Consider the following 19,752-nt stretch of genomic DNA (forward strand, 5'->3'; position numbering starts at 1 on the left):
ATCAGCAGGCGTCTTTACCGCCAGTCAGATGTAGGTTCTCCCACAGGGGACTTTCACCCCATCAGTTCATGCCCATGCCGGGCGTACCAAGGGGTCGAGACTGTGAATAAAACTGTGTCTCTGCCTATCTTATAATCAGTTTTGATTGAGGATAGGCACCATGAACAAGCAACAGCTTGAAGCCTTCGCCCGTGAAGCCGCAAAATCCATTAAGACAGAAAGTGATTTAAGCGACTTCACCCAAATGCTTTCCAAAGTCGCCATCGAAACAGCGCTGAACGCCGAGCTGGATGAGCACTTGGTGTCCGGCCTGCAAAAGCAATGAATATAAAGCAAAAACCGTATACTTATGCTGAAATCTGCCTGCATGTCACGGTTATGAAGACTTCCGGAAGTACATAACAAATTACACAGAGGATTTGAAAGGTGTACTTTTGGTTGATCAACCGAAGCCTATGTTAATCAAGGTACTCATCGAGAACCGTCGCAAAACTAACGGCTTCCATGCAGTCAAAGTACACAAAACATGGTGCTTTATATTTAGCAATTTTGCAGGCCGAGGCCCTATGCAAGAGGTCAGTAATGCCTCTACGTAGCCTCTACAGCCCTTGATAACAATGAGGTTTTGCTTAATGTCTACCCTAAGTGCTGGCTTTAGGGAAGCGGCAAAGCAGAAACTTGCCACTTCAATGCAGCGATTCCCGCAAATAGGCTAACCCATTGATATTTAATGGAATATTTAAACACAGTATCGCAGTCTTTTTTGGGTTTAATCTTTATTTATCAATAGGTTAGATGACTTCTTTGTGGGAACCGCTGACTTCAATGATTATTGGTCAGCTTGACAGGTCTTTCTTCTCTTTTCACCAGCAAGCTATCTATCTATGCGTTCTGCCAAGGCGAGAATGTTATCAATACCATTTTCAGTGTCTAAGCCGCAAGATCCTGATCGTCAGGCTCATAGTTTGCCAGAGGGTCAACACTCTCCAGCATACTGTAGAGGTTCAACAAACCATCACGGTTGCCAAAGACATAGTTTCCTGCAAGCTGTATGTGGCTCCAGGCAACAGGTGAGAATCTTGCAATCATATCGACGACTCTTTGGTTGCCGTCTTTCTGGAATTTTTCAATCAGAGCCGACAGTAGAGCCGAGTTGTAGTAAATGATGCTGTTGGCGATCAGCCTGGCACAGTCATTCCATTGGTCGATCTGGTAATCATTACCTCCCCGGAACAGGTTGCCATTAACAGAAGCGATGGCTTTTCGGAGCTGGTGATAAGCCTCACCCCGGTTTAGTGCCTGCTGCACGAACTGCCTCAGAGTTTTGTTATCGACGTAATCAAGCAGGTAAAGGCATTTGATCAGCCGGTCATATTCATGCAGGGCTGACAGGATTCTGCTGTTTCGTTTATTGTTGGAAAGCTTTCTGATCACAGTGCCCTGCTGAGTAGACTTGCGGCTCAGCGAGCAGACAATATGCTGAATCTGATCCCACTCCTGCTCAATCAGCCTGCGGTTTATAGGCTTTTTCAGCCTGATTTTCACATCACCTTTCTCAACAACTACCTCAAACTGATCATTGAAAGCTCGCTTGAACCGCGCATAACGGGGAGAAAACTGATAGCCAAACATATCCAGTATGGCGAAATTGACATTGTTGATGCCGTGGGTGTCTGTTGCCAGAGACTTGGGCTGGATGTCACTGCTGTTGTTGTAGAGCAGGTCAAAAGCAAAGTGACCTTCGTACTCATTTGGGGAAATGACAGCGGTATTAACCGGCACATGGTTAGAGACCAGCGTCATTGCAGACACGCCTTTCCCTTTCCGGAAATATTTGGCGGAATAGCGGGCCTTGAAGGTATTGATACGGCAAGCATATTTTTGCCCGTCAATGCTACCGAAAGGAGCTGACTCGTTGATGGTATAGTGCTTGAATATCGGCAGTCTGGCGATTCCGTTGGAGATCAAGTCATTCGCTGCACTGATCGTTTCAGGTCGGACAAACGCATCATTAACACCACGCAAAACTCCGACACTGCGGTCTGAAATCGCCGCGATCCGTTGAAGCCCGTAATTGGTGCCATTACCAAAAATGCAGGCAATCAGATCATCCTCCTCAGCCTTGGTATTACGTTTCCTTGTAGAGATTCCTTCAAATGCATCCAGAAAGCCGGTTTTTCGGTTAACGTAATTCATGATTTCGATAATCCCCATATGCTTTATCTGGCTGTAAATGGGGTTATCAATGTCATCACGCTGGCGATGGTTTCGCCTACCTGAGTCATGCGTTCATTGAGTAGCCCCTCAAGTTCATCCAGAGTTTGAGTAACCGGTGTCAATAGGCGTTGCAGGCCGGTCTTGGCAATGATGAATTCTTTGTGTTTTTCCCAATCCCTGACAGGAATCAGGTCATCCTCCAGCCGTTTATTTTTCTCGCTTTCAGTAATATATGCCTTGCCACTGTCCAGATGTTTGCTGATTCGGTAATACAGGTAAAACTCAAAGCGTTTTGCATGAAGCGTTCCATCATCGATCAGGTATGGTCGCTCGCTTTTCTTGATGAAACTCTGATTAAAAGTGGTGAGCTTGCGCTTCTCAGCCAGCTCCGTTCTGGAGTGTTCGAGCTGTTCAGATAGAGTGATCTGGTTGCTATCACACTCCACATCAATAGCGAGGAACAATTTACGCAGAGTGTTGGCCACCTTCCTGGACTGCTTATCAATATATTCCCAACGGTATCCGGCCAGGTCGAAGTCACTTTTGTTCAGGTGTTTACTTATCGCTCCCAGTTCTTCTTTGGAGACCAGAGAAAAAGCCTGCTTGCGGACTTCACCGAAAGTCAGGCTGTCACTGACGTTTTCATCCACAAAATAATGCAGAATATTCCCGGCAAACTTCAGTTTTTCGCGGACGGCCTCCAGTTCCTCTCCGACTTTCTGCTGGGCATAGGCTTTAGACGCGTCTCGGTATTTCCGAACCAGATAACAGAATGAAGTGACCAGCTTGTCATTAGTTTCCCGGTAGCGGAAATACAGATAACAGGCCAGATATAAGAGTCCCTGCCAGTGAGGATACCGACGAACCTTATAAACAGAAGTGTGCCGGACGATGGAGGCATAGTAAGCCATATTGCCTTGCGACAAACCCAAAGAGGAAATCAGTGACTTTAATTCAGGATAGATTTCCTTGATGGTCTTATGGGTTTCCAGCTCCCGGTCAAGTTCAGAGGGTGAGAAGTCACGGGCTGATCCTTTGTATACTGACAGGCTGTTCAGTGCGCCTTTGTTCGTGAGTATCTTGTTCAGCTTGTGTTGTGTGGTTTCTGACATCTGCTCTGAGAGGACAGCCTCGATGCGCTGCTGCTCCCCCACAAGAGCCTCTGTCACCAGATTTTGTAAACTGGTGTAACCTGGCAGTGCTATCCGCTGCTGACCAAGAAAGGCGAGTCCTTCATCAAAAATATATCTCGGATCGGTACAGATGGTGGCAACATCCTTCATCCGTGTTATCAGGTGTGTCTGGTGAGCTTTCGACAAACGAGCAAAACCCAATGTTTCAAGCATCTTGCCAACCAGTTTAGAGCGGGTACTCTTGGGCAGCTGATCCAGAGCAATGTTTTCATTAGGGAAATAGGTTTTTCGAATATACTCTGCATCTCTGGCCACATCGTCCAGGGTGAATTTTGGAATTACTGGCTTGGCTCGAAAGTAGCCAACCAAAAGGATGAAATAGATTCTGGTTTCCAGTTTTTCCAAACCATCAATGATTTTCTGCATATGAGGATCAAGGGAAAAATAGTCCTCCCGATCAGCCTGATTAAATACTGGCCGTTCGTAGAGTTCCCTGACTTCATTTGGGCTTAGAATGTGAATCCGCTTCTCGTTCTTCTGAGACATATGTCGCTTATACTTTTTCAGGTATCAAAATTTAGAAAATCTGATACTGTACAGAAGCGTGAGAAAAAAGGTATCAAAAATCTTGTTTTTCTAGTTCTGAGACCTGATAGTATCAATTTCGATATTTGATACTGAGATCGATCAAAATGGCACTTCTGGGCTACGCAAGAGTTTCAACGATTCAACAAAAACTGGATATTCAGATTTCAGCCCTGAAAAAAGCCGGAGTTCGTGAAGACCGGATATTCACCGACAAAATGACCGGCAAAACAGACGACAGAAATGGACTGCAACGACTGCTGACCAGAGCCGAAAGAGATGACACCATCATTTGTACCAAGATGGATCGTTTAGGCCGTAACACGGCAGACATGATCAAGATCGTTGATAGCTGCTACAAAAAAGGAATTTCCATTCGTTTCCTGGACAACAGCCTCAGCACTGAAGGGGCGATGGGAAAAATGATTATCCAGATATTGGCGGCTGTTGCTGAAGCAGAGCGAGAGCGCATTCTTGAACGTACCAACGAAGGTCGTTTAGCTGCCAAAGAGTCTGGCGTTAAGTTTGGCAGGAAGCCCCACAAAAGCACCGATCAAGCCAAAGCCATGATTAGTGAAGGAGTACCCATGAAAGACGTAATGGAGAGGTCTGGTGTATCCAGGGCAACTTATTTCAGGTTAAAAAAAGTGGTCTAGTTTTTGTACAGTGAACTTTTCGAGGGAATGGGCACAAACCCCCCTGATGGCCAGACCTGACCAGGCGTTTGTAGATTCCAAGTCGTGAAGGGTGACCCAACTCTTTCAGAGCCTTGGCGCAGGTATCTAGATCCATGGTAGAAAACTTAGGCGGCAAATAGTTCGATGATAGTGGAAATATGGTGGGCTTGTACAGGGACTGCTTCCGGTTTGTTGATTGTTTTCAGGAAGCAGTCAGTAAGTATTTACTATGCCGAATAGTGAGCAATACCATCCATAAACATCTGCACCGAGAGCATCACCAGGATCATCCCCATCAGCCGCTCAATGGCAAATATGCCCCGACTACCCAGTAATTTCATAATTTTACCCGACATCATCAGAATGGCAGCGCTCAATGCCCAGGAGATAAAAACGGCCATGGCCAGTGGCCACTGATTTCCCGGATGCTGGCTGGAGACCAGCATCAGCGTTGCCAGAATGGATGGGCCGGCAATCAGGGGAATCGCCAGGGGAACAATAAATGGTTCACCGTCTGGGGTACTGCCCATGATGCCACCACCCCGGCTGGATGGGAAAATCATGCGAATGGCGATAATAAACAGGATAATTGCACCGGCAATACTCACCGATTCCTGCTTCAAATGCAGTGATAGCAGCAGGTATTTTCCGGCAAAAAGGAAGATCAGAAGAATAACCAGGGCAATCAGCAGCTCTCTGATAAGCACCTTGCTACGCCTCTGTTCAGGAACTCCTTTCAGAACTGAGATAAAGACAGGCATATTGCCCAAAGGATCCATGATCAGGAAAAGCAGTATAACGGTTGAGTAAATGTCCATGTTTGAAAAAGCCAGCTGTGTTTATCAGGGAGCGCTTATAACATATTCACCAGAGGCATAGAAAGGCCTCCGGTGGGATATTCAGTGCATTAAATCAGCCTAAGACTCTTTGGCGGGCAAGGATAGACAGCAAGCGGGAATCGTTGCTCCTGCCGTCACCATTGCCGTCAAGATCAATGGTATCTTCCAACTGGAGCCTGGTGTGGTACTCCAGGGCTGCTTCCCTGGATTTTTCTATATCAGCTCTGTCTTTGGCCGCATCGGCTAACTCGGCTTGTCTATAGATAGGGTTGTTTTCCTGGTTCACATTGTAAAGTTGACTCATATTAAATTCCTTGTCTCAGTGCTTGAAAACAGTCATAGCTTGTATTGATAAATTCAGATTAGTTATGACCAGTCTGTGAGTCATTACTACTTAAGTCACAAGGATGATTAAAAAATGCAGGGGGAGTAATTAACGTTATGATTTTTAAGTGGTACTAAGGACTTGATCAAGGGCTGGATGCAGCCCTTCTACTATTTATCAAGAGCCTGACTATCAAGAGCCTGATTTTCAAGATAGTTATCTTTCAGTTTGACATAGTTTCCAGCGGTGTATTGGAAGAAACTACGCTCTGTTTCCGATAGTTCCCGTGTTTTTTTGGCCGGGTTTCCCTTGTAGACAAAACCACTCTCAAGATGCTTGCCCGGGGGAACCAGACAACCGGCTGCGACAATCACCTCTTCTTCCACCACGGCACCATCCAGAATAATGGCACCAATACCAATCAGACACCGGTTATGGATAGTACAACCATGCAAAACCGCTTTATGCCCTACCGTTACATCATCACCAATGGTCAACGGATGGCCAGCGGGGTTGTAATCACTTGCATGGGTAATGTGCAGAACTGAACCATCCTGTATGCTGGTTCTGTCGCCAATACGGATGGAATGCATATCGCCACGAATAACCGCCGTTGGCCATACCGAGCTATCGTTCCCGATCGTGACATCGCCAAGCACAACCGCACTGTCGTCGATATAGACCCTTTCGCCAAGAACTGGCATTTTATGATTGAAGCTTCGGATGGCTTGACTCATTGAGCGGGGCTCCTGTGGTGTTTCTGCCTCAGTGGATGCAAATAATGGCTAGGAGGCTGTCCGAGAATAGACTGCCCTACTGCGGTGGCAGCAAATTGGTCTAAAAAGTCGGAATTTTTTAGTAAATAGAACCACTATTGACTAAAAAATTCCGACTTTTTATCCTCAATTTTCTGCCATCCTCGCTACGGGCGCTATTCTCGGACAGCCTCCTGGTGCATTGACCGGATTCTGCTTGAATTCACCGGATGACGCACCCATCTATTACCAATAATTACCATGAAATTTAAAAAGTATAGAGAGCTGTCTTATGATTAACCCGCTACTGGAATCCAGTGAACTTCCCCCATTTTCCAAAATTCTGCCGGAACATGTAAAACCCGCCATTGAATCCATTATTGCTGATAATGAAAAGGCGCTTGCCGCGTTACTGGCTTCCGGTGCCGCTCTTGGAGGTGCCGCTTTCGGATGGCACTCTTTGCAGGAGCCCCTGGATCAGCTGGATGACCGGTTGGGGCAAGCATGGTCACCGGTTGGTCATATGAACGCGGTCGTCAACAGTGAAGCACTGCGGGAAGCGTACAATGGCTGTTTGCCGCTGCTATCTGAATACTCTACCCGTCTTGGCCAGAACCGTCAGTTGTTTGAGGCTTACCAGTCTCTGGCAGATTCTGAAGCGTTTAAGCAGCTGGACAGCGCTCAGCAGAAAGTGATTAACGATAACCTCAGGGATTTCCGTTTAGCCGGTGTTGCCCTGGAAGATGAGCAGAAATCCCGTTACGGCGAGATCAAAAAACAGCTGTCGGAACTGACCAGCAAATTCTCTGACAATGTTCTGGACGCCACCATGGCCTGGAGCAAGCTGATTACCGATGAATCGGAGCTGGCCGGATTACCCGAGTCTGCCCTGGCCGGGGCAAGGCAGCTGGCTGAGTCAAAAGAGAAGGCGGGCTGGTTGTTGAATCTGGATTTTCCAAGCTACTTTCCGGTGATGACCTATTGCGATAACCGGGAGCTCAGGAAAGAGGTTTACACCGCCTTCTCTACCCGCGCGTCTGACCAGGGGCCAAATGCCGGGGAGTTTGATAACACGGACAACATGAGGCAGATTCTGCAGCTTCGCCATGAACTGGCCCGGTTACTGGGTTTTGAGAACTACGCTGAATACTCCCTGGCCACCAAGATGGCGGAGTCCCCGGATAAAGTCATTGAATTTCTGCAAGACCTGGCCGCCAAAAGCAAGCCTCAGGCGGAGCAGGAGCTGGCGGAACTGAAAGCGTTTGCCAAAGCAGAGTACGGCGTTGAAGATCTTGCAGCCTGGGATGTTGGCTATTATGGCGAGAAACTCCGGCAGCAGCGGTACGCCATTTCCCAGGAAGAACTGCGCCCATGGTTCCCGGCGGAAAAAGCCATTGCCGGAATGTTTGACGTGGTCAATCGACTCTATGGCGTTGAGTTTGCCACCGTGGATAACGTGGATACCTGGCATAAAGATGTGCGCTTTTTCAACATCACCAGAGAAGGAGAGGTGATCGGTCGCTTTTACCTGGACCTTTATGCCAGGGAACATAAGCGTGGTGGTGCCTGGATGGATGTCTGCCGTTCCCGCTGGCAACAGGATGGCAAGTTACAACTGCCGGTGGCCTACCTGACCTGTAACTTCACACCGCCGGTGGGCGATAAACCGGCGCTGTTAACCCACGACGAAGTGGTAACCCTGTTCCATGAGTTTGGTCACGGTCTGCACCACATGCTGACCAAAGTGGATTATGCGGCGATTTCTGGCATCAGTGGCGTTGCCTGGGATGCTGTCGAACTGCCCAGTCAGTTTATGGAGAACTGGTGCTGGGAGAAGGAAGGGCTGGCCATTATCTCCGGTCATTTTGAAACCGGCGAGCCGCTGCCGGAAGCGATGCTGAATAAATTGCTGGCGGCAAAAAACTTTCAGTCTGCCATGATGATGGTCCGGCAGTTGGAGTTTTCACTTTTTGACTTCAAACTGCACAAGGAATATCGCGATAACATTGATGTTCAGTCCGTGCTGGATCAGGTGCGCCAGCAAGTGGCAGTGGTGATGCCGCCATCTTTCAACCGTTTTCAGAACAGTTTCAGCCATATCTTTGCCGGTGGTTATGCTGCGGGCTATTACAGCTATAAATGGGCTGAGGTGTTATCCGCTGACGCGTTTTCACGCTTTGAGGAAGAAGGGATTTTTAACCGGGAAACCGGTGAGTCCTTCCTCCATGAGGTGCTTGAAAAAGGCGGTTCTGCTGAACCTATGGAGCTGTTTGTCAACTTCCGCGGCCGAGCGCCAGAGATTGATGCGTTGCTGCGACACAGCGGTATTCAAACGGCTTAATGGCTTGGGCTTTGCAGTTTTTTGCACCAACCATGATAAGTTTTGCCGTTAAATGACGGCTATTTGAAATAAATACGCAGCAGAGCGCTTGAGGTGCTTTCTGTTGCGTATAACTGTCACATCAGTCAGGGATTAAGAGCCATGAAAACCAAGCGCTTTATTGCAGGAGCGGTATGCCCTTCCTGCGGCACAATGGATTCAGTTCGAATGTTCCGCAGTGAGACTGAGCGGGATTACCGGGAATGCGTGGAATGCGGCTTCAGCGATGAGATGGAAGTCAATCCGAGGCTGGAGGGGAATTTGCCAGAGGCCCGTATTGCCCGGGAAGAGAGTATTCTGGATGATCATACCGACATTATTCGATTTGTTGATGATCCACCTGTAAAAAAGCCGTGAGGGTGCATTGATGATGGTCTACCTTACTGCGTGAAATAATTGGATTTTGACAACCAACCAGAGCTGCCCGGCAACAACCGGGGGCAAGTTCAGTTTGTATGTTACCACCAGCACCGGTATCCGTGACTCCTGAAGAAGCGCTGTGTTTACAGGCCTCCCGGCAGTGTTTCAATCTTGAGAAGCAATGTTGCACGTTTAGAGGACTTCAGGTCACAAGGTTAGATGTGTTCAGAAGCTTGATGCTGGTATTAGAAGATGCCTCAGTGGGTGCGACTGTAGGAGGAGCTATAGGCTGTGTTACTGGTGGTATTGCCGGGGCTATAGCAGGTGGTATGGCAGGAGCTGTAGTAGGCGGTATGGCTGGTGGTGCAACAAGTGCAGTGGTTGTTCATCCGGGTAATGGAAATACTGCATTAATGCGTGCCATTAACGGTGTTCTGGGAGGTGGCATCGGAGGTGGCGTGGGTTTTTTCCTGGAAAATGACCTGGGAACAGAGCTAGCTGCAAAAGGTGCGATAGATGGTGCCATAGTCGGAGGTCTGGTTGGTTCAACCTTAGGCTTAACTACAGGCATCATAATTGTAAAAAACAATTTTTTTATCAGGAATAGAGTCGTAGAGAGATCAGACCCTGTAGTTCGGCTATCCAGCACTGAAGAGCTTGATCAAATACAGGCGCCTTACGGAGTTAAAACCCCCATTCACGGTGAATCAGTCCGATCGACAATGATTGTTATGGAGAACGAGGAAATCACTGGAAAAAAGGTATAACGAAAAATACAGATCACATCGCAGAAGTGGTTGCTCAGTTTGTTGATGAACAGTTTCACCATCCCCTATTCTTACCGCTTGTTAGTACTGCGATTACGGATCACCTCTATTATCTTTTATCAAATGTTGTCAGGGTACCGGAACCGTAGACTGGTTATCATTAAGACACTGAAATAAAATTAAAGTTCATCAGGCTGGCTGGTTCAGGCCGAGGCTGTAAATTTAAGCTCAATACCCAGGTTGTTGGAAAGGCAGTTCCAGCGTGACCAGATCCTGATCCACTCCTCAGCACTGCGATCATGGATAAACTCCCGGAATTTCTCTTCATGATAAATCGCTTGCGAGCGCATCATCTGATCCACCGTTTTATCCACAATCACATCCAGGGCATTGGCAAACTTTTCCCCCAATATTGAATGAACAATCAGGTTCGCCCAGGTCATATTCATGGGGATGAGCGTTGATCCGGTTTTTACAAGATATTGGTCGTTTACTTCTTCAATAAGCCGATGGGCAAAATAGGCTTTATCAAGCAATAAATCGAGCCCGGAAACGGGTTGATCCCGGGTTATGGCCGCCATAAAGTTTTCTTCAGCAATATCCAGAAATGGTGAGATAAACCGATGAATACCCACTTGCCGGGAGGCTTCATTAAGCGCTTCCAGAAAATCCGGCACATGGTCAATATAATCCATCGTAAAGATCAGCAATGTCTCACAGGCATTATCATCAGGCAGCTCAATTGTGCGATGTAATTGTTCAATCCGATCACTGATAAGCGTTTGCAGATGTCTGCTTTGCGATTCCAACTCTTTGACCTGAAGGATTAACTGTCGGATTGCCTGTACATCCATATTGACCCCCTGTGTTCATCCATTCGTGCCAGCAGGAATGACTGGCAATGGCTGTCTGGTAGATGTTTAAAAAACCATAGTACCAACTATAAAACAAGAGACGGTAAATATTCATTTTTCATATATTTCAATATTTTTATAAATAAAAAATAATATAAAAAACACTGCAAAATAAGGGTTTTTCTAAATTTTGGAATCTGTTGTGCAGTCAAAAAAATGGCACACAATATATGCTATGCCAGCTTTTTCCAGAGGCATCTCAGGGGTGCCTGGAATGATAGAAATTTTTTTCAACAGACCGGAACTATCTGTTGTTCAATTGGATCCAATGACCGCGAAATGAAAAGCGATGGAAGTCGTCAATTTTGTCTGACTGAAATCTATGGCCTCAAATTAACTAAAGGGTCTGTAGAGCTATGCCTCCGTTAGCAAATTCTGATGCTCAGCCAATACCTTTACCACCGTCTGAACCAGAAGTCAGCGAAGCTGCTATCGCAACTGCATTCAATAGCAACGTTCAGATAACACCCTCCTGTTCACGCCAGCTACCTGATTCCGGGGAGCGTTCAGAGCTCTCACTGGATGAACAACAAATTACTGCTGTTAAGCCTGGTGTCGTAAAAACAGAGCTTGGCAAATCACCGACGAAGTTTCAGGAAAATGATATATTGCTGATTTACCCACAAGATTTTTCTGACCACTCCAGTGTGGATTTGCACGTAAATCCGGGAAAACTGAAAGATGCCCTTAGATGGCATATTCATGGCATATTGGATGATCGTTATGAAATGTTTCAGATCGAAGATGAACCCACCCGGGAAGAAGAACAGTCATTAGCAGATTCAATAATAACAAGGTTGCCGGCAGCGTTATATGAGTTCCTTAACAAAGACTGGTCTGGTAGAGACTGGTTTGTCCCCGAGGAGTATCAAGCTCTGGCGAAGTTCCATTTTGCATTTATTTTTTTCAATGAAGACGATCTTATGGATTACGAGATATGTGAAGAACAAGGTTGGGAATACCCAAGTTACGGGTACGAAAAGTGCGGTGAATTTAAAAAATTTTTGATAAAGGAGTGCTTACCTCTGCTCAAAGGCTGGAGCGAAGACGAAGTGCGGTATATTAAGGAGTGGCTGAACTACGAATTGAAACGTTGTCAGAAATATCCTGACCATGATCGCCTGAAGAGCTACGTCGATTATTGTCATTATGGCCCATTAAAAGCTGATTGTGTGTCAATCTGCGACCGTAGTTACCGCATACATGAAAGCCGGGCTGCATATAATCGCATTAAAAACCTTGAGAGCCAGTTGGAAAAATTGTCATAAGACTGCCACTGGTTTGCCGAAAATGGTGTCTTTGAGCCAAACTAGAGGAAATAAGTACTTATGTATTCATCAGTAAATTTTCCTGTTCAGCCACATTTACCTCTGGCCAAATCAGACAGCCCTCAAGCTATTGCATCTGCTGAGTCGAATGGTAAAGTTCAGGAGATTCCTGCCTCTTTACGCCATCTTCCGGATTCCACAGAGAGCCCAGAGCACCCACTGGATAAACGTCAAATAACTACTCAAACGTCTTGTGTCGTGAAAGCAGGGCCTGAACAACCACCGACAAAGTTTCAGGAAAATGATTTATTACTCGTTTATCCTTGTAATTCTGTGAGAAGAGTCACAACACCCACTCTTGATTTGAAGATCAATCCAGAAGAACTTAAAAACAGGCTTGATTATCACATAACTGGATTTTTGAGAGAACGTTGGATAAGTGGACATAGAAAAGGTCCTGCTACTCAGGAGGAAAAAAAATCACTGGCTGATTCAATATTAGCAAGGTTGCCTGCAGAACTAACTGAGTTCCTGAACAAAGACTGGTCCGATAAAGAGTGGTTTGCTCCCGATGAGTATCAAGCCCTGGCGAGGTTCCACAGCGCAATTATTTTGCTTGAAGATGAAGATTTGGACTACCGGAGTGAAAAAGAGGAAGATGAATTTAACGAATTTTTTAGAAAGGAGTGTTTACCCTTGCGTGCTGGCTGGAGCGAAGACGAAGAAGACGAAATAGAACTAGAACTCATTCAGTATTGGTTGAATGAGGAACTGCAGCGGTGTCAGGATTATCCTGAAGCTGAACGGATGAACGAATACATTAAAACGTGCCATTATGGTATATTCAAAGCCGACTGTGTGACGGTTTGTGATGAATGCATTTACCGTATTACTGAAAACTGGAAACCATACGGACACATTAAAATGCTGATGAGTCAGGGTAAGGGATCGCCGTAACACAGTAAATATCTCAGGTGGTTTATCGATTGAATTTTCATAAGACTCCTTGTCTTATCAAGTAAGGAATTGTCCGAGGGCAAAAAGGCCATCGGTCCTTGCCTCTGGCAATGGTCGGCGATTGCTGGAACTGATGATTAAAGATGGCAAGTCTCTGCTTACTGTTGGATCGACAGAAATAAATTAATTCACCCGTTCGGATAAATCGATAGAATCCGATTATCAAATTAAAGGATATGAATTGCTATGCATCCGTTAGCAAGTTCCACTGTTAAGACCCCTGTACTTATGCCCGAATCAGACAATTGTCCAATTATTGCCACTGGAGGATCCAATGGGTCAGTTTATGAGGCTCCTGCCTGTGCACGCTATATTCCCAATCAACAGGTCTGCGCAGGGAGTCCAGAGCAGTCGGTGGATGAACATCTGATCACTGCTCTAACGTCTTGTACCGTAAAAATAAAGCCAGAACAACCTAAGGTAAAGTTTCAGGAAAATGATTTATTACTTGTTTATCCCTGTAATTCTCACCTCGGACGCGCTCCCGGTCTCGATTTGGAGATCAACCCGGAAAAACTTAAAAACAGTCTTGAATTTAACATATCTGAATTTTTGAGGAAACGATGGATAGACGGAAAGAGAGAAGATAGCCCTACTGAGGATGAAACAAAGTCACTGGCTGATTCAATATTAGCAAAGTTGCCTGCAGAGCTGACTGAGTTCCTGAACAAAGACTGGTCTGGTAAAGAGTTGTTCGCTCCCGAAGAGTATCAGGCACTGGCCCGGTTCCACAGTGCAATGATCCTGGCTAAACATGAGCGTATTAATTATTTGTGGGCATTCGTGAATGACGAAGAGTGTGAAGACGTTAACGACTTTATTGTTAAAAATAATATTCCCCTGAGCATTCTCTGGAGCAAAGACGATGAAGAATTTCACGAATTTTTTAACAAGGAGTGCATGCCCCTGCGTGATGGCTGGAGCCTGGATGAAATAAAGATTATAAGGTATTGGCTGAAAAGGGAGCTGAGTAAACCCGTTAAAACGTGCCACTATGGCATATTAAAAGCCGGTTGTGTAACGGTCTGCGACAACTGTAAATACAGTGTTATGGAAAACTGGGAAATGTATGAGCGCTTCAAAATGTTTATGAGACAGAAGCAGAAATTGTCGTAACACAGCCATTTTTGCAGGTGGCTTAACGTTTGATTTCATAAGATCCCAAAGAGGCAACGGCGAACCCTGTTTATAAAGGGTGATAGAGCCTGGTTAGACTTACTGCTTCTCTGATTTTTGCACAGGGGATTGTCTTTAGTTACAACAGAATGTCTTGGTTATAAATTTTTGTACCATAGAACCTGAATAAAATATTGTTTAATTACAGCCCTTTACAGGCGTGATATGGGAAATGTCAGGAGTCTATTAAACGACATTTATAGTATTTTAAAATTGGCGATTTCATTTTCTTTCAGCATGTTGTTTAATGGTTTTTTAGAACTATACTCTATAACGATTATTGTCAGACTTAGAGTGTTCTGCTTTGAATGATTTGCCATAGGATTTTTATGGCATGAGGTGTTGGATTTGCAGTTATGTGTTTGCTAAGCATTTTGTTTTGGTCTCAATACTGATTGCATATCTGCTCTTGAATAGATGTAGTGGGGTTTTTCAGATCAGATAATTATAAGTAATCTCGCTTCCTCTCAATAAACCATCTGTGGTTTACCTGCGTAAATGACACAAACGGGCTTTATCATGGGGTGGAGACGATGAACGCTGGTAACAACACAAGACCATTGGAAAGGTCAGTATCGTGACACAGGCAACCGGACGAAAAACTGCTCCGTTGGCAGTCGCACCTCTGAGAAGTAAAGCAGCGCAACAAATCTGCACAATAATAATAAGAAGTTTCCGCTGCGATCAGCGGATAGTCAGGGGATGTAAGGGAATAATGATGCAGCAGGCGAAATCTCTCTTTCTTCTTCTTGCGGGGCTGGCTGTAACGGGTAGTAGCCGTGCTGCATGGGAAGTCAATATGACCGAAGGTGTGACGGCGGTCAGCCGGAATATCTACGGACTCCATATGACCATATTGATGATCTGTGTCGTGATCGGCCTGATTGTCTTTGGTGTCATGTTTTATTCCATTTTCAAGCACCGTAAATCCAAGGGCGCAGTAGCTCACCAGTTCCATGAAAGCACACTGGTTGAGATTGTATGGACATCCATTCCTTTTCTGATCCTGGTGCTGATGGCCATTCCGGCGACCAAAACGCTGGTGGAAATCTACAATACTGACGAGGCCGATATTGATATCAAAATTACCGGCTATCAATGGAAGTGGCAGTATGAATATGTCGGAGAAGATGTCTCTTTTTTCAGTAACCTCAGTACACCCCGGGAACAGATCAGAAATGTTCGGGACAAAAACCCCAACTATCTTCTGGAAGTGGATGAGCCGCTGGTGATTCCTGTGGATAAAAAGGTTCGCTTTCTGGTGACCGCTGCTGACGTGATTCACTCTTGGTGGGTGCCTGCCCTGGCAGTCAAGCGTGACGCTATTCCAGGATTTATCAACGAAGCCTGGACCAATATTGAAGTGCCCGGTACTTACCGTGGGCAGTGTGCCGAACTGTGTGGTAAGGATCATGGCTATATGCCCATTGTGGTTGAGGCCAAGTCACAGGAAGACTATGACGCCTGGCTGCAGGCGAAAAAAACCGCAGCGGGCAAAGAGCGTGAGCTGACCGACAAAACATGGACCATGGCGGAATTGATGGACAGAGGTGAGCAGGCCTACACCAAGGCTTGCGCTGTATGTCACCAGCCCAATGGTGCCGGCATGCCGCCGATCTTCCCGGCGCTGAAAGGCAGCCCGATGGCCACTGAAGCGGATCAGATCGGGGCGCATGTCGATATTGTTATGAACGGTAAGAAGGGCTCAGCAATGCAGGCCTTTGCCGGCCAGCTGAGTGAGGTGGACCTTGCTGCCGTGATCACCTATGAGCGGAATGCCTGGGGCAATGACACCGGTGAAATGGTGACCCCTCAAGAGATTGTGGAGTACAAGAAAACTGGCGAATATGTAGAAGATCCGGCCAAGCAGACCATGCCAGATAACCAGCAGGCGAGCCTGTAAGGAGAGTAGATATGACTTCGGTAACAGATACTGCTTCTTCCCTGGATCAGGAGCATCATCACGGGCCTGCCAAAGGATTGATGCGTTGGGTTCTGACCACCAACCACAAAGACATTGGCTCCATGTACCTGTGGTTCAGCTTCATTATGTTTCTGACCGGTGGGGCCATGGCCATGATCATCCGGGCTGAACTGTTCCAGCCCGGACTGCAGATTGTCGAACCGGCTTTTTTCAACCAGATGACCACCATGCACGGTTTGATCATGGTATTCGGTGCCGTTATGCCGGCATTTGTCGGGTTGGCTAACTGGATGATTCCCATGATGATCGGGGCTCCGGATATGGCCATGCCGCGGATGAACAACTGGAGCTTCTGGATTCTGCCCTTTGCTGCCGTGATGCTGGTGAGCACCTTGTTTATGGAAGGTGGTGGCCCCAACTTCGGCTGGACCTTTTATGCGCCACTATCAACAGACTATTCACCGCCTTCAACAACATTTTTCATCTTTGCCATCCACATGCTCGGGATCTCTTCCATCATGGGGGCGATTAATATCATCGCGACCATCCTGAACCTCAGGGCTCCGGGGATGACCATGATGAAAATGCCCATGTTTGTCTGGACCTGGCTGATCACGGCTTATCTGCTGATTGCGGTAATGCCGGTGCTGGCGGGTGCAGTGACCATGATGTTGATGGATATTCATTTCGGTACCAGTTTCTTCAATGCCGGTGGTGGTGGTGATCCGGTACTGTTCCAGCATATTTTCTGGTTTTTCGGGCATCCGGAAGTGTACATCATGATTCTCCCCTCCTTCGGGATTGTCTCTGCCATTATTCCAGCATTTGCCCGTAAGCCCCTGTTTGGCTATACCTCCATGGTGTACGCAACCGCCAGTATCGCCTTTCTGTCGTTTATTGTCTGGGCGCATCACATGTTCACAGTGGGCATCCCGCTGATTGGCGAGCTGTTTTTTATGTACGCCACCATGCTGATTGCGGTACCCACCGGGGTGAAGATATTCAACTGGGTGACCACCATGTTCCGTGGTTCCATGACCTTTGAAACCCCGATGCTCTTCTCCACCGCCTTTGTGGTGCTCTTTACCATTGGTGGTTTCTCAGGACTGATGCTGTCAATTGCCCCTGCTGACTTCCAATATCACGACACCTATTTCGTGGTGGCTCATTTCCACTATGTACTGGTGCCGGGGGCAATTTTTGCCATCTATGCTGCCTGCTACTACTGGCTGCCAAAATGGACTGGCTATATGTATGACGAGACGCTGGCCAAAGTGCACTTCTGGATGTCCTTTATCGGGATGAACCTGACGTTCTTCCCAATGCACTTTGTCGGGCTGGCGGGCATGCCACGCAGGATACCGGACTACGCACTGCAGTTTGCCAACTTCAATGAAATGGCCAGTATTGGTGGTTTTATGTTTGGAACCACGCAGCTCCTGTTCCTGTTTATCGTGATTAAATGCATCAGGGGGGGAGCAAAAGCCGAGGCCAAGCCCTGGGAAGGTTCTGAAGGGTTAGAGTGGAGTGTGCCATCACCAGCCCCCTATCACACCTTCACCACACCACCGGATGTAAAGTAAACGACAGGAGTCTGTATGAGTGAACAGGATAGAGAGCAGCCTGAAGCCATCGAGCATTCAACTCGCCGTACTGTCATTCGCTCCATACTCGTAGCTTGTGGCATGTTCGGTTTTGGTTTTGCCATGGTGCCACTGTACAACGTGTTCTGTCAGGTGACTGGCCTGAACGGCAAGACGGATCCTGACCCATACATGTACAAGGCGGCAGAAGCCAAAGTGGATACCAGCCGCGATATCAAGGTGCAGTTTGTGGCCACGAAGAATGCGGGCATGAGCTGGGACTTTTACCCCAGCACTCCCCAGGTCACGGTGCATCCCGGCGAACCGGGCCTGCTAAACTTTGTTGCGAAAAACCCCACGGGTAAAACAATAGTGGGCCAGGCCATTCCCAGTGTGACGCCGTTTGAAGCCACCAACTTTCTGCATAAGGTCGAGTGTTTTTGTTTTACCACACAGACGTTGCAGCCATGGGAAGAAAAGGTGATGCCACTGCGGATTATCGTCGATCAGGACCTGCCGAAGCATATAAAAAAGCTAACCTTGTCTTATACGCTGTTTGATGTAACCCATTTGAACTGAGTGTTTTGAGCTTTATTTTCTAAAGAAGATTGTTCGGGAGAAAAGGCGTACTCCCTGTCAGATCAGGAGAGGTGAAAGAAAGTACTATGGCTACCGAAGGTACCTACTACGTTCCGGCCCAGAGTAAATGGCCAATCATTGCGTCTATTGGACTTTTTCTGACCCTTCTTGGGGCCGGCATGATGATGAATGACATGAGCGCCGGTGTTAAGGACTCTAGTGCACACTATGTGTTTTACGCCGGTGGCCTGATTATGGCCTGGATGCTGTTTGGCTGGTTCGGCAATGTCATCCAGGAGTCCCGGGCCGGGCTTTACAGTCCACAGATGGACCGGACATTCCGCTGGGGAATGTTCTGGTTTATTTTTTCCGAAGTGATGTTTTTTGCCGCACTGTTTGGCACCCTGTTCTATGTTCGGGTTCTGGCCGTCCCCTGGCTTGCCGGTGAGGGTGAAGGGGCGATGACCCACGAGATGCTCTGGCCAGATTTTACTGCGAGCTGGCCACTGATGGTAAATCCGGACAATGATCTTTTTGTTGGCGCTGCTGATGTTGTGGATCCCTTTCACCTGCCGCTGTTGAACACGCTTCTGTTGGTTGCTTCCAGTATCACACTGACACTGGCCCACCACGCACTGCGCGCTAATGACCGCTACAAGATAAAACTGTGGTTGATCCTGACGCTGGTGCTCGGCACCGCATTCCTGTTTTTCCAGGTTGAAGAGTACATCGAGGCCTATAACGAACTGGGGTTGACCCTCAGTGCTGGTATTTATGGCTCAACCTTCTTCTTGTTGACCGGTTTTCACGGTGCACATGTAACACTGGGAGCCATTATGCTGGCGGTGATGCTTGTCCGGGTTTTTCAGGGACATTTTGAGGCAGATAACCATTTTGCCTTTGAAGCCGCCAGCTGGTACTGGCACTTTGTAGATGTGGTATGGGTTGGACTGTTTATTTTCGTTTATCTGATTTAACGGTTATCGATACAACCAGGGTGCCTGGCTGTGGATATCTCCATGAAGCCAGGCGGCGACAATAATCACCATAATCAAAACAGTGAGACCGATACGAACTTTCAGGGAGTTCAGCAGTTTGGGCGAACTCTTCTTCTCAGTCAGCAAAAAATAAAAGCCGGTACCCAGACTGATAACCACGGCAATAAAAAGAACAATAACGACGAATTTTATCCACATATTCCTGGCTCAAGAAAGTTATCCACAAGGCAAACTCCTGAGATGAACTCAGTATTT

18 protein-coding genes and 1 pseudogene are annotated in these 19,752 nt (G+C 47.0%); 12 read left to right on the forward strand and 7 right to left on the reverse strand.

Going from position 1 to position 19,752, the window contains the following annotated elements:
• Window positions 1–160 precede the first annotated feature (160 nt).
• Window positions 161–301 (forward strand): annotated as a pseudogene (locus ACO6UY_RS16990) (IS256 family transposase); the annotation flags it as partial.
• Between the two features lie 629 nt (window positions 302–930).
• Here the strand turns inward: ACO6UY_RS16990 and ACO6UY_RS16995 are convergent.
• Complete coding sequence (locus ACO6UY_RS16995) at window positions 931–2,196, reverse strand: transposase (RefSeq protein ID WP_422490712.1); 1,266 nt, start codon at window positions 2,194–2,196, stop codon at window positions 931–933.
• 23 nt (window positions 2,197–2,219) lie between these two features.
• Window positions 2,220–3,896, reverse strand: a complete 1,677-nt coding sequence (locus ACO6UY_RS17000; RefSeq protein WP_422444396.1) for a DUF4158 domain-containing protein — start codon at window positions 3,894–3,896, stop codon at window positions 2,220–2,222.
• A gap of 146 nt (window positions 3,897–4,042) precedes the next feature.
• On the opposite strand from ACO6UY_RS17000, the gene ACO6UY_RS17005 reads away from it, so the two are divergent.
• On the forward strand, window positions 4,043–4,591 hold the full coding sequence (locus tag ACO6UY_RS17005) for a recombinase family protein (RefSeq protein ID WP_422466248.1): 549 nt from the start codon (window positions 4,043–4,045) through the stop codon (window positions 4,589–4,591).
• Between the two features lie 248 nt (window positions 4,592–4,839).
• Here ACO6UY_RS17005 and ACO6UY_RS17010 read toward each other — a convergent pair whose 3' ends face one another.
• The 3 genes from ACO6UY_RS17010 to ACO6UY_RS17020 form a co-directional block, all read right to left on the reverse strand.
• Window positions 4,840–5,430 carry a YhgN family NAAT transporter gene (locus ACO6UY_RS17010; protein ID WP_101745362.1) on the reverse strand — a complete coding sequence of 197 codons (591 nt, stop codon included), beginning with the start codon at window positions 5,428–5,430 and terminating at the stop codon, window positions 4,840–4,842.
• A gap of 94 nt (window positions 5,431–5,524) precedes the next feature.
• Window positions 5,525–5,755 carry a hypothetical protein gene (locus ACO6UY_RS17015; protein WP_422444392.1) on the reverse strand — a complete coding sequence of 77 codons (231 nt, stop codon included), beginning with the start codon at window positions 5,753–5,755 and terminating at the stop codon, window positions 5,525–5,527.
• Between the two features lie 191 nt (window positions 5,756–5,946).
• Entirely contained in the window at window positions 5,947–6,513 is a 567-nt protein-coding gene (locus ACO6UY_RS17020; RefSeq protein ID WP_422444390.1) for a gamma carbonic anhydrase family protein, read from the reverse strand.
• Between the two features lie 310 nt (window positions 6,514–6,823).
• Between ACO6UY_RS17020 and prlC the strand changes: the two genes are divergently transcribed.
• The 3 genes from prlC to ACO6UY_RS17035 all read left to right on the forward strand — a co-directional run bounded on the left by prlC (window position 6,824) and on the right by ACO6UY_RS17035 (window position 10,038).
• Window positions 6,824–8,872 carry an oligopeptidase A gene (gene prlC / locus ACO6UY_RS17025; protein WP_422462013.1) on the forward strand — a complete coding sequence of 683 codons (2,049 nt, stop codon included), beginning with the start codon at window positions 6,824–6,826 and terminating at the stop codon, window positions 8,870–8,872.
• A 141-nt stretch (window positions 8,873–9,013) separates the two neighbouring features.
• Complete coding sequence (locus ACO6UY_RS17030) at window positions 9,014–9,268, forward strand: YheV family putative zinc ribbon protein (protein ID WP_422444386.1); 255 nt, start codon at window positions 9,014–9,016, stop codon at window positions 9,266–9,268.
• A 224-nt stretch (window positions 9,269–9,492) separates the two neighbouring features.
• Window positions 9,493–10,038, forward strand: a complete 546-nt coding sequence (locus ACO6UY_RS17035) for a hypothetical protein (protein WP_422490714.1) — start codon at window positions 9,493–9,495, stop codon at window positions 10,036–10,038.
• Window positions 10,039–10,241: 203 nt separating this feature from the next.
• On the opposite strand, the gene ACO6UY_RS17040 is transcribed toward ACO6UY_RS17035, so the two are convergent.
• Window positions 10,242–10,892, reverse strand: a complete 651-nt coding sequence (locus tag ACO6UY_RS17040) for a hypothetical protein (protein ID WP_422466242.1) — start codon at window positions 10,890–10,892, stop codon at window positions 10,242–10,244.
• Window positions 10,893–11,308: 416 nt separating this feature from the next.
• Between ACO6UY_RS17040 and ACO6UY_RS17045 the strand changes: the two genes are divergently transcribed.
• The 7 genes from ACO6UY_RS17045 to ACO6UY_RS17075 all read left to right on the forward strand — a co-directional run bounded on the left by ACO6UY_RS17045 (window position 11,309) and on the right by ACO6UY_RS17075 (window position 19,476).
• A complete protein-coding gene (locus ACO6UY_RS17045; RefSeq protein ID WP_422444382.1) occupies window positions 11,309–12,220 on the forward strand; it encodes a hypothetical protein in 912 nt (303 codons plus the stop codon).
• Window positions 12,221–12,280: 60 nt separating this feature from the next.
• Window positions 12,281–13,177, forward strand: coding sequence for a hypothetical protein (locus ACO6UY_RS17050; protein WP_422490715.1), 897 nt, complete (start codon window positions 12,281–12,283; stop codon window positions 13,175–13,177).
• 246 nt (window positions 13,178–13,423) lie between these two features.
• Window positions 13,424–14,353 carry a hypothetical protein gene (locus ACO6UY_RS17055; protein ID WP_422462023.1) on the forward strand — a complete coding sequence of 310 codons (930 nt, stop codon included), beginning with the start codon at window positions 13,424–13,426 and terminating at the stop codon, window positions 14,351–14,353.
• 775 nt (window positions 14,354–15,128) lie between these two features.
• On the forward strand, window positions 15,129–16,316 hold the full coding sequence (gene coxB / locus ACO6UY_RS17060) for a cytochrome c oxidase subunit II (protein ID WP_422462025.1): 1,188 nt from the start codon (window positions 15,129–15,131) through the stop codon (window positions 16,314–16,316).
• 11 nt (window positions 16,317–16,327) lie between these two features.
• A complete protein-coding gene (ctaD, locus tag ACO6UY_RS17065) occupies window positions 16,328–17,920 on the forward strand; it encodes a cytochrome c oxidase subunit I (protein ID WP_422444374.1) in 1,593 nt (530 codons plus the stop codon).
• Between the two features lie 15 nt (window positions 17,921–17,935).
• Window positions 17,936–18,499 carry a cytochrome c oxidase assembly protein gene (locus ACO6UY_RS17070; protein WP_101745352.1) on the forward strand — a complete coding sequence of 188 codons (564 nt, stop codon included), beginning with the start codon at window positions 17,936–17,938 and terminating at the stop codon, window positions 18,497–18,499.
• 86 nt (window positions 18,500–18,585) lie between these two features.
• Window positions 18,586–19,476: a cytochrome c oxidase subunit 3 gene (locus tag ACO6UY_RS17075; RefSeq protein WP_422444372.1), complete on the forward strand. Its 891-nt coding sequence runs from the start codon at window positions 18,586–18,588 to the stop codon at window positions 19,474–19,476.
• Between the two features lie 3 nt (window positions 19,477–19,479).
• On the opposite strand, the gene ACO6UY_RS17080 is transcribed toward ACO6UY_RS17075, so the two are convergent.
• Window positions 19,480–19,695, reverse strand: a complete 216-nt coding sequence (locus ACO6UY_RS17080) for a DUF2909 domain-containing protein (RefSeq protein WP_101745351.1) — start codon at window positions 19,693–19,695, stop codon at window positions 19,480–19,482.
• Window positions 19,696–19,752 lie beyond the last annotated feature (57 nt).

Origin of the sequence: Endozoicomonas sp. ALE010 (genome assembly GCF_049310165.1) — a bacterium.
GTDB lineage: Bacteria > Pseudomonadota > Gammaproteobacteria > Pseudomonadales > Endozoicomonadaceae > Endozoicomonas.